Below are 14,543 nucleotides of genomic sequence, written 5' to 3'. Positions count from 1 at the left end.
CGGTTTAGTCGGTTGCAGCTTCTATAAGCTCTCTCGTTTAGGGCTAGCGATCGGCACGAACCTAGGGCCAACCCCCCTGGCAACAGACCATAAATACTGAGAGTATCTTTAAGTCGAACTCGGTATGAGTTTACTTTTCTCTATGTTATTCCAATTGTAGACTCCCGTAAATACCCCACGGTTCTTTCTCAAGTCTGATATTCTCAAGCTTTCCCAAAATTTAAGAAACTACGATCGCGCCTGCCTCTTCTTTATCTGAGACTTATTTTCTCTCAGCGCAAAACCCCCTTATTTCTATGATGAACGAGCGATTGTGAACTGGGTGAGGAGGGGAGAGTGCAATCACCGAACCTTTTCAGGCGGGAAATAGGGTGATAACCATACGGTTGTTTTGCTCACTGAATTTCAGCCGGCACACCCAGGAATTCGTTTGTTGAGCTTGCTTATAAAGGGCGGTTATTTTGACAAAACCGGCTGCTGCACAAGATGCTTTTACAAATTCGTTTTTAAACTGCTACCAGTCATTGAATAGGTTTCTCTGCATTAATGGCAGATATGTAGCTTAGAAAAAGCGAAAGGGCAGATCAATTATGTGCAGATTTTCTATCATGACTGCAACAAATTCCTGCCCTCTCTTCTTCCATGCCCTATTAAGGATTCTCCACAGAAGTTGACACGACAGGGATAGTTAGCCGTTGACGGGTGGAAATGGGTGTGCCGGTGCCAATTTGAGCAAAAGCGAGTGGGCTGCCTGTTTGCGAGCCAATTTCGACATCTGTAAATACAACTGTGGATAGATGTGTCACGGGATCAATATAACTTGAGAAGAAGTTGCCACTCGCTTCTGAGGTGCCAATTTTTAACTTAAAGTTTCCGGGGAGTTTTCTGCCAATGGGTAAGCCGGTTATTGTCCCAGAAACTTTGCCATCTACAGGTTCATTGAAGGTGAGTTTTAACGCGGGGATATTTTCTTCTAAAATAACTGCCCCAGAAATAAACGCCGGTTGGCCACTTTCAAAGGCTCCAATATCAGGGGCATCACCGGCAAAACCATCGGTGAAAGGAGGTAGAATTTGGCCGGCATCAATGGCAGAAGAAGTGCCTTGTAGTTGATAATTTCGGGTTGCCGGCGCGATATATTTTGGATCGGTTTCAGCAGCAACAATGTTGTTTTCAAATATGATATCAGCTCTTGGTTTGGTTCTGCTCAATTCTGAATAAACATTGTTTTTTAGAACAGTGCCGGCAAATGTGTTGCCGGTGGGTTGGAACCAGATTGAATCATCAAACGTATTGTTGTAGATGTTGTTAAAGATTGCCGGATCACTGATACCAGAACTTCGAGGTCTTAAAGCGAGTCCTTCTGAAGAGGCTTCCCAAACAACATTGTGATGCACATTAAAATTGTAAGATTCATCCAGATAAATTCCGGGTCCACCATAGTAACTCAAATCGTAATTTAACAGAGATTTGATGTCGTGGACAGCGTTGTAAGCGATCTGACTGCCTTTTCCATCTGTTTTAAAGGCGAGAATTCCCCCATTATCAGAAAGTTGTAATCCGCCATTATAGGCTTCGTTATACATAACGCTGACGTTATCCAGATCCCTGAGATTAATCAGGGGTGTTGCGCCATTGTTAAACAAGGTATTATTGACGATCTGAGTTTGGGTGCCGGCGGCCATAATGGGCGCAGCATCTAAGCCGGCATAAGCGGTATCGTGAATAACAGAATTGGAGATTTTAGTGCCAATACTGTTTTTGTCAATTCTGACGCCACTATCATAACTGTAGGCGATGTGGCTATTGCGAATTTCGTTATAATTACCAGCTATTCTGATACTGGGAGTGCCGACAAGATATAAACCCGGAATAACTTGAGAGTGGGAACCATACTTCACATCAATTTTATCTAAAAGGATGTGGCTGCTATTTTGGTTGGTATTGATATTTGCCCCAAAAATATCAATGCCTTCAATCGTGATATGAGATTTATCTCTTAATTCAAAAGCCGTAATTCTTGCTTTGGCTTCAACGGTAGAGATTGCCGGATCTCCGTTATTAGGTGCCCAGAGATACAGGGTCGTGGAGTTGGGATCATAAAACCACTCTTTAGCGGTATCTAAAGCCGAATAGCTACCCCATAGATAATAGTAATTAGATTCTTGAGGTTTATAAAATTCAGCAGCGCCCCATTTAAAGTCAAAATTGATTGTACCCGGTGCAGAACTGGTGACATCTCCCGTTTGCGGGTGCCAATTTAAACCGGGAACAAAATTAATTTTTGCGCCATTCCAGAAGTTAGCCAACTGCGTTAAATCTGAATCTGTATAAGTGCCGGTGATTATCGCATCTCTCGGCGCGTTCGGATTACTAACAGTTCCCGTATCTGAAACGGCATTATCTAACCGAGTCACTTCAGCGGGATTTTTATCAATATTTGGCCATCGGGCTTCTACCATCATTTGCCCATTCACAAAAATTTGGTTATTGCCTTCACCCAAATCCCCATTCATGGGCGCTTTATAAATATTTCCTTCATGTAAATTCCAATTGGTTACTAAGTCTGCCCCACTCACAATGACTTCTTCATCTTTGTAGGGTTTAAAAACAATGGGTTGCTCAGCCGTTCCAGAATTAGCGGGAGTTATTTTTTCTCGATAGGTGCCGGTTCTGATGTAAACAGTATCTCCAGCTTGAGCAACGGTGGCAGCTTTTTGAATCGTTTGGAAAGGTTCTTCAGGAGTGCCGGGGTTTTCATCAGAACCGGCAGGCGAGACATAGTAACCAGGTGGGAAGACTTCAGGAAGCGGCTTGGGTGTAAAGATAAAATCATTCGGGCTAATTTGGTCTGCGTCAATGCCCTTTAATACTGCCAAATACTCGCCGGTGAGTTTGTCTTGAATAATGATATTAGGGACGTTTTCAACTGTCTCTTGAACAATATTGAGATCCTCAAAGGTCAAGGGTTCAATTAACTTAATTAAATCTTCGTTATTGACAAAATCTGTGATAAAATCAGCATTCGCGACAGCAGGGCCGCCGGTTCCCTGACCAATCACAAAAAGGTCACTTCCCAAACCACCGGCAATGGTATCTGCACCAAGATTGCCGGCAATCGTATCATTGCCAAGATCGCCGGATAAACTATCGTCGCCGGCATCCCCATTTAAACTATCTTCCCCTTGCCCTCCTTGCACGGTATCATTTCCTTCACCGCCCAATAAATTATCTGCCTCTACATTGCCATTTAAATAATCGTTGCCGGCATCACCAAAAAGACTATCACTTCCTTCATTGCCGATAACCGTATCATCCCCCAATTCGCCATAGCTGAAATCATGACCCAGATCGCCAAAAACTTGGTCATTATCTAGGCCGGCTTGCAAGGTATCATTCCCTGTACCCCCGTGAAGGATATCATCTCCTTGGTTGCCATAGAGTTTGTCATTTTCCTGGTTTCCATTAATATAATCATTAGCTCCCAAGCCGAGGATCACATCATCCCCTGGAATCGCTAAAATTAAATCTCTCTGGCTCGATGCTTCTAAAAAATCAGCATTTTTCGTCAGATAATAAGCTGCATCAAATCCGCCGCTAGGACTGCGCCTTTCATTCAATCCATGCAACGAAAAATGTTCCCAACCAGAACTATAAACACCCCCATCAACCGCTGCTTTGACATCAAGATTTTGTCCTAAGTAATAGGTTTCGTCGTAAATCGAAGAAAATGCCGCAAGTTCTGGAGAAGTCATTAGAGATGCACCTCAAATCTGATGAAAAGTTCTAACTTTAAATCGGGGTAAACTTATTCCGCCTCTCCGGCCAAATCGAGAGGCAATAGAAACTTTTTATAACTGTTTTGACTAACAAATGAAAGCTAACGTTCCCTTAGCAAGAATTTGTTACATTTATCAGTGTTTAAAGGGCAAAAATTCATTACCTTTATAAACGATAGTTTTTGAGCTAACAACCGAGTTTATACTGAGGCTTTTTACTTTTAAACAGGAGTATTGATGAGTTAAACTAGCCTACCAAGCTCGGCCATTCTTAAAATAGAATTGGGTCTTAACTTGAACTTTAAGCGATGAAAAGACCGCTTGCCAGCTCGTTCACTATTATTTACACTTGCCGGCAAAATATTAGAGCTTTAGAGATAAATTCCTAATTTTCAAAGCCTGGAATCCGCAAAGAAAAAGGCTTTTACCAGAAAAGCCTGAGTCGATTATGGACGCGTCCAGTAACCTGCCCTAACGTTTGTAGAGTAGATGCAAAAGTTCAAGTTTTAAAAAGGTCAAGCCTTTCAGAGCAGTTAGATTTTGTAGAGTAGTAGATGCAGCCCTAAACGGGTTATCTGTCAAAGGTTATAGCCTGAGTGTGACACAGTCAAGACTGGAACCTCAATTGAGATAACGTTGCGATTATACCATAAAACTTATATCTGGCATCTAACAAAAATAATATTAAACTTGCCATCTTTGGGAAGAAAATACCTATAACTTTGAAGGAGTAAGATGCTGCCGGCAAAACTGCACAGCCGTTGCCACATCACTCGTTTGTTGCGGATACTCAATAGCCGGCCTATCTATCACCACCACCGGCACACCCAACTCACTGGCAACGATCCGCTTCACATCCTCACCACCGGCAACCCCAGATGCCTTTGTCACCACCAGAGAAATCTGCCACTGCTGCCAGAGGGATCTCTCCAAATCCAGCGAAATCGGCGGACGCAGTGCAATCAGACGATCAGGCGTAAAACCAGCCGCCAAAGCTGCCTCTAGCGCCGGCACAGAAGGCAAAATCCGGGCAAATAGGGTGCATTTATCTTGCCAAGGTTGAAATAAAAGTAAAGTCCGGTATCCGACAGTTAACAGCACTCGCTGTCCTGTTAAAATTTCACTTCTTAACAGCGTGTCAAAACTGTCTAAGCAAATGTAAGTTTGGGAATTTTCCCGACCCTGATCAGAAAAATTTGGATGATCGGCGCGGGAGATTAAATCTAACCTTGGGCGTTCGTAACGCAAATAAGGAATTTGATATTGACAAGCAGCCGCAATAGCGAGTTTAGAAACTTCGACCGCGTAGGGATGGGAAGCATCTAAAATTACAGAAATTGACTCGGCTTGCAAAAATTGCGCTAGCTCAATTGCGTCCAATTTGCCAACCCGCACACGCAACAGAGGTGCTGATGGATACAAAGCTGTAGCGGCTTCTGTAGTGACAGAAACAGTACAAGGCCATTGCTCCTGAGCAATCATTCTAGCCAGAGTCGCACTTTCTTGAGTTCCGCCAACCAGCCAGATGCGACCATTATGATGCCGGCACATCAGACTATCATAAACATCTGCATTCATCTGCGTTTATCTGCGGAGGCAGGTGGAACTCCTATGACGAGCAAAGCACATTCGGGTTTCACCTGCGGAATCTGCGGTTAAAAAATCTTAACCCTGACAAAAACCTTAGCACCGGCACAGAAACAAAGCACTCCTTAAAATCGAGTTTTATACAATTGAAATAACTCCCCCGGCTGTCGCTTAACAATCTGAGCACCGGCAGCTTTTATCGTTTTTTCCCAATCCGCTACTGGTTCAAGAAACACTTCAGCCCCCAGATAAGTTTCTAAAATCGCCCAATTTTCCGATAAAGGTGCCTCTGGATCAAGCACATCAAAAACAAAAAAACCACCCGGTTTAAGCACCCGCTTAACCTCAGCCATCACCGCATCCCAATATTCCAGAGAGAAATAACAGCTAAAACCCGTCGCAATTGCCAAATCAAACTGAGCCGGCTCGTATTTTAACTGGTGCGCCGGCCCTTGTTCTACCCCTTTAAACAATTTTGAATTAAGTTGGGGGCCACGGGCATTTAAAGCCTCCCGCGCCACAGTGCTGATTTCCTGGCCGTAAAAATAGGCTTCCCAATCGCGCCACGGATAGATTAAAAAGCTAACACCACAGCCAATATCCAAGCAGCGTTGATTCTTTTGGGGTTGGGCAATTTCCCAGAAAGGAGAAACAATTTTAGCTTGCAAAGTACCGGCAGCCCACTCGTGAAAAATCGGCATCGCTTCAACTTCCGCCGGCAGATCGAAAGGTTCTTTTCGATACTGCCGGTTAAAGCGCAAAGCCACCTGAGACAATTGAGATTGCCAGTTATCTGATGTCAGGCTGAAATCATAGGAACGTTCCGACGGACTATCTTTACCGCCCTGAACCGACAAATCGCGCTTTTTAGACATCAGTTCATTACCGGCCCTTTAGTGCCTTAGTAAAGTTCTTGCGATAGGACGGATTTGCCGCCCACAGCACCGGCCACAACAGCGCTAACCTGACTCGGTTGGGTAGCGTGCGATCAAAATTTGTGCGCTCAAACCCCTTCCAAAACTTCCACATCCCCACTCCATAACCTACTAGCAAGGCGAAAAAGATAAACTGACCCATAATTACAATCTATTCCCAAAATGACTAAAGAAATTAAGATTGAAAACATCAAGCCGAATCTGACCATTAGGGTAAGAGTAGATCACAGCGAACCCGGCTCAAACCCTTCGCTGCAATAGCGTGACTACGCGGATTGACCTGCGGGCCGGTACTGGCCTTCTGTTTCCGTTCAGGTACGCTAACAAGCGAATTCTAGCGACCCTTCAAAGAAGCTTAGCTTCAGTTCTAGTTTATCCAGTTTACCCACCCGTCTGCCTTGGTCTTATTCCCAAACCGGAAAACTTTACACCGCCCTATCCTTTTACAAAGGTTCGGCGTTGTTCAATGCCCAGCAACTCTAGTGCTTTCAACGCGCAACTGTGCCACAGTAAACCCCGACTGGTGTTTAATAAATATTAAAGATTAAGCATGATCTGATTCATCCTGTTACACATTGGCAAAATCTCGTCCCCACAACGGCTGTAGATTCAACCGATAATCTATATTGAGGAGCGGCTGTAAAAGCCAACCTATTCTGAGGCAAGAGCGGATCTGAGTAGGAGCCTAGAGTTCTACCTCAGATGGAGACTAGAGATCGACCATCCGAACGCGCAGAATTCGCCACGATTTAATGAAGCGTGCTAAACAGCTAAGGAGGAATTATGCGAGCAGTGCTAATGGCTGGAGGCTCAGGAACGCGGCTGAGACCGCTGACTTGCGATCTGCCCAAACCGATGGTGCCTATCCTGAATCGACCGATTGCTGAACATATCATCAATCTTCTCAGAAGGCACAATATTACAGAAATTATTGCGACACTGCACTATTTGCCAGATGTCATGCGTGACTACTTCCAAGATGGCAGCGACTTTGGCGTGCAGATGACCTACGCCGTAGAGGAAGATCAACCATTAGGAACTGCCGGCTGCGTTAAGAATATTGCAGAACTGCTCGACCAAACCTTTTTAGTTATTAGCGGTGACAGCATCACCGACTTTAATTTAGCCGCCGCGATTCAGTATCACAAACAAAAGAGGTCAAAAGCCACGATTGTTCTGACCCACGTTCCCAATCCGATTGAATTCGGCGTGGTGATTACTGATAAAGAAGGCCGGATTCGTCGGTTTTTAGAAAAACCTTCCACGAGCGAAATTTTTTCCGATACCGTCAATACCGGCATCTATATTTTAGAACCCGAAGTTTTAGAATATCTGCCAGCTAATCAAGAAAGCGACTTTTCCAAAGATTTGTTTCCCTTGCTTTTAGAACAAAATGAGCCGATGTATGGCTACGTTGCAGAAGGTTACTGGTGTGATGTTGGGAACCTAGACGCTTACCGCTCCGCCCAGTACGATGGCCTGCATAACAAAGTCAAACTCGATTTTGCCTACGAAGAGCGTTCTGTAGGACTGTGGATCGGCCAAAACACTTATATCGATTCCACCGCTCACATTGAAACGCCGGCGCTGGTTGGCAACAACTGCCGGATTGGCCCTCGTGTGCAGATCGATGCCGGCACCGTCATTGGCGACAACGTCACCATCGGTGCTGATGCCGACATCAAGCGCCCCATCATCTGGAATGGCGTCATTGTCGGCGATGAAGCCCATCTGCGAGCCTGTGTAACCGCCAGAGGAGTACGAGTAGACCGGCGTGCTCATGTCTTAGAAGGTGCCGTCGTTGGGGCGCTCTCAAGCGTCGGAGAAGAAGCGCAAGTCAGCCCCAACGTGCGAGTTTGGCCCAGCAAAAATATCGAATCTGGGGCAACTTTAAACATCAACTTAATCTGGGGTCACGCCGCCCAGCGCAATCTTTTTGGCCAGCGGGGCGTCTCTGGACTCGCCAATATCGACATCACCCCAGAATTTGCCGTCAAATTAGGAGCCGCCTACGGTTCTACCTTAAAACCTGGTGCCAATGTCGCCGTATCCCGCGATCAGCGCAGTATCTCGCGCATGGTTTCCCGGTCGCTGATTGCCGGTTTAATGTCTGTAGGAACCAATATCCAAAACCTAGAAGCCACAGCGATTCCTGTAACCCGCACAGTTGTGCCCACCTTATCCGTTGCCGGTGGCATTCATGTGCGCGTACACCCCGACCGGGCTGATTCCCTGTTGATAGAATTCTTTGATGAGAACGGCATTAATATCACCAAAGCCCGCGAGAAAAAAATAGAGGGGGCTTATTTCAAAGAAGACTTCCGGCGGGCACAGATTCATGAAATCGGCCACATGGCTTACCCCAGTCAAGTGATCGATCTTTACAGCACGGCCTTTGAAAAGAATCTTAATACAGAAGCAATTCACCACAGTCGCGCCAAAGTGGTCATTGACTATGTTTATGCGGTTTCTGGAGCCGTACTGCCGCAGTTGCTGGCCAAATTTGGCTGTGATGCAGTGGTACTCAATGCCAGTCTTAACCAAAGCGCACCCTCTACAGACGACCGGGAGAGCCTGCTCATTCAACTGGGTCATGTGGTGGAAGCGCTCAGGGCTAATTTTGGCGTCCAGGTATCTGCCAATGGGGAACAGCTCATTCTCGTCGATGAATCTGGCAGCCCCATTCGTGGGGAAATGCTGACCGCAATGATGGTGAATATGATTTTGACTGCAAATCCCAGGGCGGCGGTGGTGGTGCCGATTCACACCTCAAGTGCGGTTGAGCAAATTGCCCGCCGGCACGACGGTCGAGTGATTCGCACGAAAGCCAATCCCACCGCCTTAATGGAGGCGTGTCAGATGAATCCGAATGTGGTTTTGGGCGGCAGTGGCGAGATGGGTTTTATTTTCCCGCAACTGCATCCAGGGTTTGATGCGATGTTCTGCATTGCCAAGTTAATTGAGATGCTGAGGTTGCAAGAGCGTTCCCTGGCCCAAATTCGCTCGGAATTGCCCCGCGTTGTCCATCGCTCCTATACCATGCGCTGCCCTTGGACGATTAAAGGGGCTTTGATGCGCCATCTGGTGGAAATCCACTCAACGGATAGTTTGGAGTTAGTCGATGGGGTGAAGGTTTTTGATCGGATTCGGGATAATTGGGTGTTAATTTTGCCCGATGCCGGTGAACCATTGGTACACATTTTTGCCAACAGCAACAGTCCAGAATGGGTGGATGAAACCTTGCGGAATTACCGCAACCGCATTCAGGTGTTTATCGAGCAAGAGTCGTGACCGGCAAGCCCATACTAAACTTGAGGTAAGGATTGATGTATCAGAAAAGTTAATCGCTAGCCACTGCAAGAGGAACACGCTCGTTTATGAACAGCTGCATTTTGATGGCGGAAATTATTCAAGATCCGCAATTGCGCTACACTCCTGACAACCAAATCCCCATTGCTGAGATGCTGGTGCAGTTTCCCGGCAGCCGTGCAGAAGATCCACCGGCAACCTTGAAGGTGGTGGGATGGGGAAATCTGGCCCAAGAAATCCAAGAACGCTATCACCAGGGCGATCGGGTTGTGATTGAAGGCCGGTTGAATATGAATACCATTGACCGGCCTGAAGGGTTTAAGGAAAAACGCGCTGAGTTAACCGCTCAACGGATACACAGCCTAGGGGCGAATGCCGACTTCACCGCTCCTGCCGCTCCCGCATCTGCCCCTAGCAACGTGGTGCCCTTGGGTTCACGGACTCCAGCAACTCCCGCACCTCGCTGGAGCGACGCCCCAACCGGCGGGGAATCAAAGCCCTCATGGCAGCAATCTCCTGCTGCCAATCCCCAAACTCCACCGCCGGCAACACGTCCCGCCTCGACGCCGCCCAGTGCTGAGAGCGATTCAGATTCTAGCCTTGATGAAATTCCGTTTTAGGGGAATCGGCCAAAGCTACGCCCACAAGAACGCTATGGATGAGGGATGAAATGTATTTCTCTCCCTCTCTCCTAGCCTCTTTAAAAAGACTCTTCTAAAAAAAAGTCCAACGGTTCCTCTTCCCAACAAGGCTCAGGCCATAACCAGTGCAGATGAATGCTAACATCTGCTTCAATTTCATCGAGATCCTCTCGCTCAAACAAGTCTGCCAAGGCGGTTGTGTCTCGTTCTCTTAGGGGTGATAGGGGCGCGGCGTAGCTGGCAATTCCGGCACCGGCACTGCTCAGTGTGCGGGTTCGCTCCTCTGTCCCGCCTTGCGATTCTTTTCCCAAGAAGTGCCGCAAACGTCTGGCCGGTTTAGACGCCAACGCTCGCAAACTGAAACGAACTAGCTCAGCTAAGGCTGAGTCAACGCGGTCAATTGATGTACTCATAATTGGGGAAGGCTCTCACAACTCGCCGCAGCACTGCTAAAGCAACTTTGCTGAATCACAGCCGGCTTCAACATGGATTTTTAGGCTGGAAACAGTTGCTTCTTGCTTGTCTGCAATGTCGTCAAAATCCGGATGCTTTCGTCCCAGCTTCGACCACAAAAAAACAAGTTTTTAACAAGAATTAACATCAAACAAAACAAAAGAATGGTATTGAGCCAAGAGCGCTCTTAACAATCTTAGGTTTGCTGTCTTATTCAATAAAGTTCCAGCCAGTAGATGCACCCTCCCCACACTGATAATCAGCAAGCCGGTTTAAGGGCATTCTGTATCAGAAACTACTGGCACTCAGTGTTCGGGCAATTTTGAACAATGTTTAGAGGCCATTTTACCGCAGATTAATTTTCAATTTTCAATTTGAGATTGACTGTAAACGGGTAAGTCAAGAATCGGACTGGATTTCAGCGATTTGCGGCGTGTAAATTTTTAGAAAATTTACCGGCAGCCCCATCCTTAAGAAATTTGGAACAATAAAGAACTGTTAAAATTCTTTGTTAAATTTTTTACCGGCACCACTGCTGTTAAAAAAAATTTACACTCAAGCGTTTGATCTTTGCTGCCATCAAAACAATTGATCACGAGCCTGTTGCTCAATCAATTGCAAGTTAAACACTCTAGCAAAACCGGCAGCCACGTCTTGACGCACTGAGTCTAACTCAATGCCGGGAATAAATTGTGCCAAACTGCCCACCGGCTTATCGGAAATTCCGCAAGGGACAATGCGCTCAAAGCCTTTTAAGCTAGGACAGACATTTAAGGCAAACCCGTGCATAGTAATCCACCGGCTAACTTTAATGCCAATAGCTGCAACTTTGCGTCCTTCCACCCAAACGCCTGTAAAACCGGCAACCCGTTCGCCTTTAAGTCCGTAAGTTTCTAAGACTTGGATTAAAACTTCTTCTAGCTGACGCAAATACCAGTGCAAGTCCTGCCGGTGCCGGCGCAAATTGAGAATCGGATAGCCAACCAACTGTCCGGGACAATGGTAAGTCACTTCACCCCCCCGCTCAACCCGGTGTACTTCAAACTCGGTGCCGGTGGGGTCAAATTTGAGAAAGTCCAAACTCGCGCCTTGTCCCAGCGTGTACACCGGCGGATGCTCCAGCAAAATCAAAACATCTTCTAATTCAGGGTTGTCGCGGCGTGCTGCCACCAGTGACTGCTGCCACCTCCAGGCAACCGAGTAAGGAACTTGTGCCTCGTTATATAACCAACAACGAGAGGGGTGCGGCTCAGGGTGTTCGGTGGAAATTGAGAAAATAGTCGAATCCATGCAAAAAATCAAGAGGAATTTGACGTAAATTCAGGCAAGAGTCAATAGAATGACATCACGATTTTTCAAGGAATGCAACAGATTTTGAAGAGAAACCAAAAGTCTCTGTTCTCCAGAATACAAAGTGATAGGGTGTATGTAGGTTAATTTATCGAGGAGATGACTTGGTTGGAACAACCCCTTCTTAATGCGCTGAGGAGAGCTGGTTGCAAGTAGAAGAATCTGCCCTGGTTGATTCATAACCCTTCAAGGTCGAACGCCTGAGGACACAAAAGAGCGACGCATCGCCGGCGACTTCACTCTTGCCGGACAAAAAGCCAATCCTCTTTCTCAGGGTGGCGCAAGCGAAGACAGACACAGTAAAAATGGGATTCAACCCCAACGCCTTGATAGCAGAGAATTACCAACATTCTCAGCTCCGGTTTTGACAAAAAGTCCCTGAAAACGGGCGAAACCATTGGATCAAGGGAAGCGGTAATATCCGCCCCGCTTTCCCCCCACCCTGAAAGGATGAAGGATGAAGGAAAAACAATTAATTCCACCTTCTGCCTTACACCTTTACCACAGATGGGGAATTCAGCGGAAAGATAGAATATGAAGCTTGTTATCCACGGCAAAAATATTGAAATCACCGACGCGATTCGTGAGTACGTCAATCAAAAGATTGAGAAAGCGGTGAGTCACTTTCAGAACTTGACAATGGAAGTGGATGTGCATCTGTCAGTAGCTCGAAATCCTCGGATCACCCCGAATCAAGCAGCTGAAGTGACAATCTACGCTAACGGAACGGTGATCCGCGCCGAAGAAAGCAGCGAAACCTTGTATGCCAGCATCGATTTAGTCGCGGATAAAATCGCTCGGCAGTTGCGTAAATATAAAGAAAAACGCCACGAGCAAAAAACAAACGTTCAACCAACCGCTAGTGTAGAGGTTCCGGAACAAGAGCAAGTGGTGGCCGATCTAATTGGTGATCGCACTGCCGAACTTCCCAGCGAAGTGGTACGGACAAAGTATTTCGCCATGCCGGCAATGACGATTGCTGAAGCCTTAGAACAGCTACAGGTCATCGATCATGACTTCTATATGTTCCGCAACGCCGAAAGCGGGGAGATTAACGTCATATACGAACGAAAACACCACGGCGGTTATGGGGTGATTCAACCGCGTAACGGCAATGGCCATACAAATGGTAAAAACGGAAAGACCGCTCACAGTAATAGTGCAAGTCCGGAGAAGTCAAAATCTGGGCAGGTATAAGCGCTAAGTAAGTAGCCGGTAATGCCTGCTCAATCAGCGCAGATCGGGCATTACCGAACCCCTTGAAGGCTTACAAATATAACGGACAATTTGAAACAATTTAATAATAAAGCCGGCTCAACATTAACCCCTGCAAGTCGCGATTAACACATAAGCGCACATCAATCTTAAGCCAGACGATCGCTAAGGCAGACAAGTATTAAAATCAAACGATTTGAATGTCTAACAGATCGATTCTCAGGCTAAGAGGAAGATGACTCATGCATGAAATTTCAGATGAAAACGCAAAGGCGGCACACAAACACGCCAGCTTGTCAGAAAAACATGGCAAGTCAGTCGAAAACTGCGGGAACGTTCTCAAGGATCTGAGCCAGGGCGCAGAAGAAGAGGGGAAGTTAATCGAAGAATACGGTAAGACAATACAGGAACACGCTCGATTAGCCCAAGAATTCGCTCAGGCAATCCCAGAAAACAAATCAAACTCCACAGAACTGTACGTGAAATCAGCAGAGGAACACTCTAAAGCTGCACAATTACACGCGGATGCCGTTAAGGAGTATTTAAAGGTAGGAAAAGCGTATATAGATAAAACTCGTGGAGACTTGGACAAGCAATCTTGATTTGCAGTTGTTGTCTTTAAGTCTCACCAGTAAAAACGCACCAGAGGTCTAAGTTTGCACAGACAAGCAGTGGTTTACTCCAGACAGGAGGTTAGATCACTTATGACTACGAGGCGTTGCTGAAGGTGTAATGCTAGAGTCGGTACAATAGAGGGATGCAGTGTCCTCAATGCCACTCAACTCAAACAGCTAAAAACGGGCACCGTCGAGGAAGACAATGCTACAAGTGCAAGCAGTGCGGTCGTCAGTTCCTCGAATCCTACCGTCGTTGGCGCTACTCAGAGGTATGATTCTTCCAAATACCAAACGAGTTTTCACAGCTTTAAGCTATCGGTTCATACCCTGAATCAGCAACATCGTAGATCTGTAATTTAAGTCAGATCTACAAAATTAAACTATGCGCTCGCCTGCGGTAGCAAAATTCCTGAGATTATCCCGTAAACGTTGATGAACGTGATCGCTTTAAAATCGAAAAGATTCTGCTGCAAACCCTACTCTATTTCCAAATTCGACCCGATGACTTAATGGCTCCTACTACTGCTGTCACGATTTCCACCAAGGCCAAAGGTTTTGGAGAGAAGAAATGAGGTAGAGAGCGCCTCAATCCACATTTCCCACAATCAAGTCCGGAAGAATTACAAAAGTCAATCAATGTACATCGCTCATTCAGGT

The 14,543-nt window shown here is 46.3% G+C and carries 10 protein-coding genes; 4 read left to right on the top strand and 6 right to left on the bottom strand.

Going from position 1 to position 14,543, the window contains the following annotated elements; genetic code table 11:
• Positions 1-650: 650 nt before the first annotated feature.
• From H6F73_RS06395 to H6F73_RS06380, 4 genes are all read right to left on the bottom strand, one after another.
• Positions 651-3,755: a right-handed parallel beta-helix repeat-containing protein gene (locus tag H6F73_RS06395; protein ID WP_190757946.1), complete on the bottom strand. Its 3,105-nt coding sequence runs from the start codon at positions 3,753-3,755 to the stop codon at positions 651-653.
• A gap of 738 nt (positions 3,756-4,493) precedes the next feature.
• Positions 4,494-5,357 carry a cobalt-precorrin-6A reductase gene (locus H6F73_RS06390; RefSeq protein ID WP_242072349.1) on the bottom strand — a complete coding sequence of 288 codons (864 nt, stop codon included), beginning with the start codon at positions 5,355-5,357 and terminating at the stop codon, positions 4,494-4,496.
• A 134-nt stretch (positions 5,358-5,491) separates the two neighbouring features.
• A complete protein-coding gene (locus H6F73_RS06385; protein ID WP_190757945.1) occupies positions 5,492-6,241 on the bottom strand; it encodes a class I SAM-dependent methyltransferase in 750 nt (249 codons plus the stop codon).
• Between the two features lie 7 nt (positions 6,242-6,248).
• Complete coding sequence (locus tag H6F73_RS06380; protein ID WP_190757944.1) at positions 6,249-6,443, bottom strand: hypothetical protein; 195 nt, start codon at positions 6,441-6,443, stop codon at positions 6,249-6,251.
• Between the two features lie 641 nt (positions 6,444-7,084).
• Between H6F73_RS06380 and H6F73_RS06375 the strand changes: the two genes are divergently transcribed.
• Together H6F73_RS06375 and H6F73_RS06370 are read left to right on the top strand one after the other, a co-directional pair.
• Positions 7,085-9,592: a mannose-1-phosphate guanyltransferase gene (locus H6F73_RS06375; protein ID WP_190757943.1), complete on the top strand. Its 2,508-nt coding sequence runs from the start codon at positions 7,085-7,087 to the stop codon at positions 9,590-9,592.
• An 86-nt stretch (positions 9,593-9,678) separates the two neighbouring features.
• A complete protein-coding gene (locus H6F73_RS06370) occupies positions 9,679-10,230 on the top strand; it encodes a single-stranded DNA-binding protein (RefSeq protein WP_190757942.1) in 552 nt (183 codons plus the stop codon).
• A gap of 80 nt (positions 10,231-10,310) precedes the next feature.
• Here H6F73_RS06370 and H6F73_RS25935 read toward each other — a convergent pair whose 3' ends face one another.
• Both H6F73_RS25935 and lipB read right to left on the bottom strand, forming a co-directional pair.
• Positions 10,311-10,664, bottom strand: coding sequence for a hypothetical protein (locus tag H6F73_RS25935; protein ID WP_199330440.1), 354 nt, complete (start codon positions 10,662-10,664; stop codon positions 10,311-10,313).
• A gap of 619 nt (positions 10,665-11,283) precedes the next feature.
• The gene (lipB, locus tag H6F73_RS06360) at positions 11,284-11,994 is read right to left on the bottom strand and encodes a lipoyl(octanoyl) transferase LipB (protein WP_190757941.1); all 711 of its coding nucleotides are present in this window, start codon (positions 11,992-11,994) and stop codon (positions 11,284-11,286) included.
• 594 nt (positions 11,995-12,588) lie between these two features.
• Between lipB and raiA the strand changes: the two genes are divergently transcribed.
• Both raiA and H6F73_RS06350 read left to right on the top strand, forming a co-directional pair.
• Entirely contained in the window at positions 12,589-13,251 is a 663-nt protein-coding gene (raiA, locus tag H6F73_RS06355) for a ribosome-associated translation inhibitor RaiA (RefSeq protein WP_190757940.1), read from the top strand.
• A 260-nt stretch (positions 13,252-13,511) separates the two neighbouring features.
• Positions 13,512-13,871, top strand: a complete 360-nt coding sequence (locus H6F73_RS06350) for a hypothetical protein (protein WP_190757939.1) — start codon at positions 13,512-13,514, stop codon at positions 13,869-13,871.
• Positions 13,872-14,543: the final 672 nt, after the last annotated feature.

The organism is Microcoleus sp. FACHB-68 (assembly GCF_014695715.1).
Taxonomy (GTDB): domain Bacteria; phylum Cyanobacteriota; class Cyanobacteriia; order Cyanobacteriales; family Oscillatoriaceae; genus FACHB-68.
The sequence above is the reverse complement of the archived record's forward strand: the minus strand, read 5'-3'. Positions and strand labels throughout refer to the sequence as shown.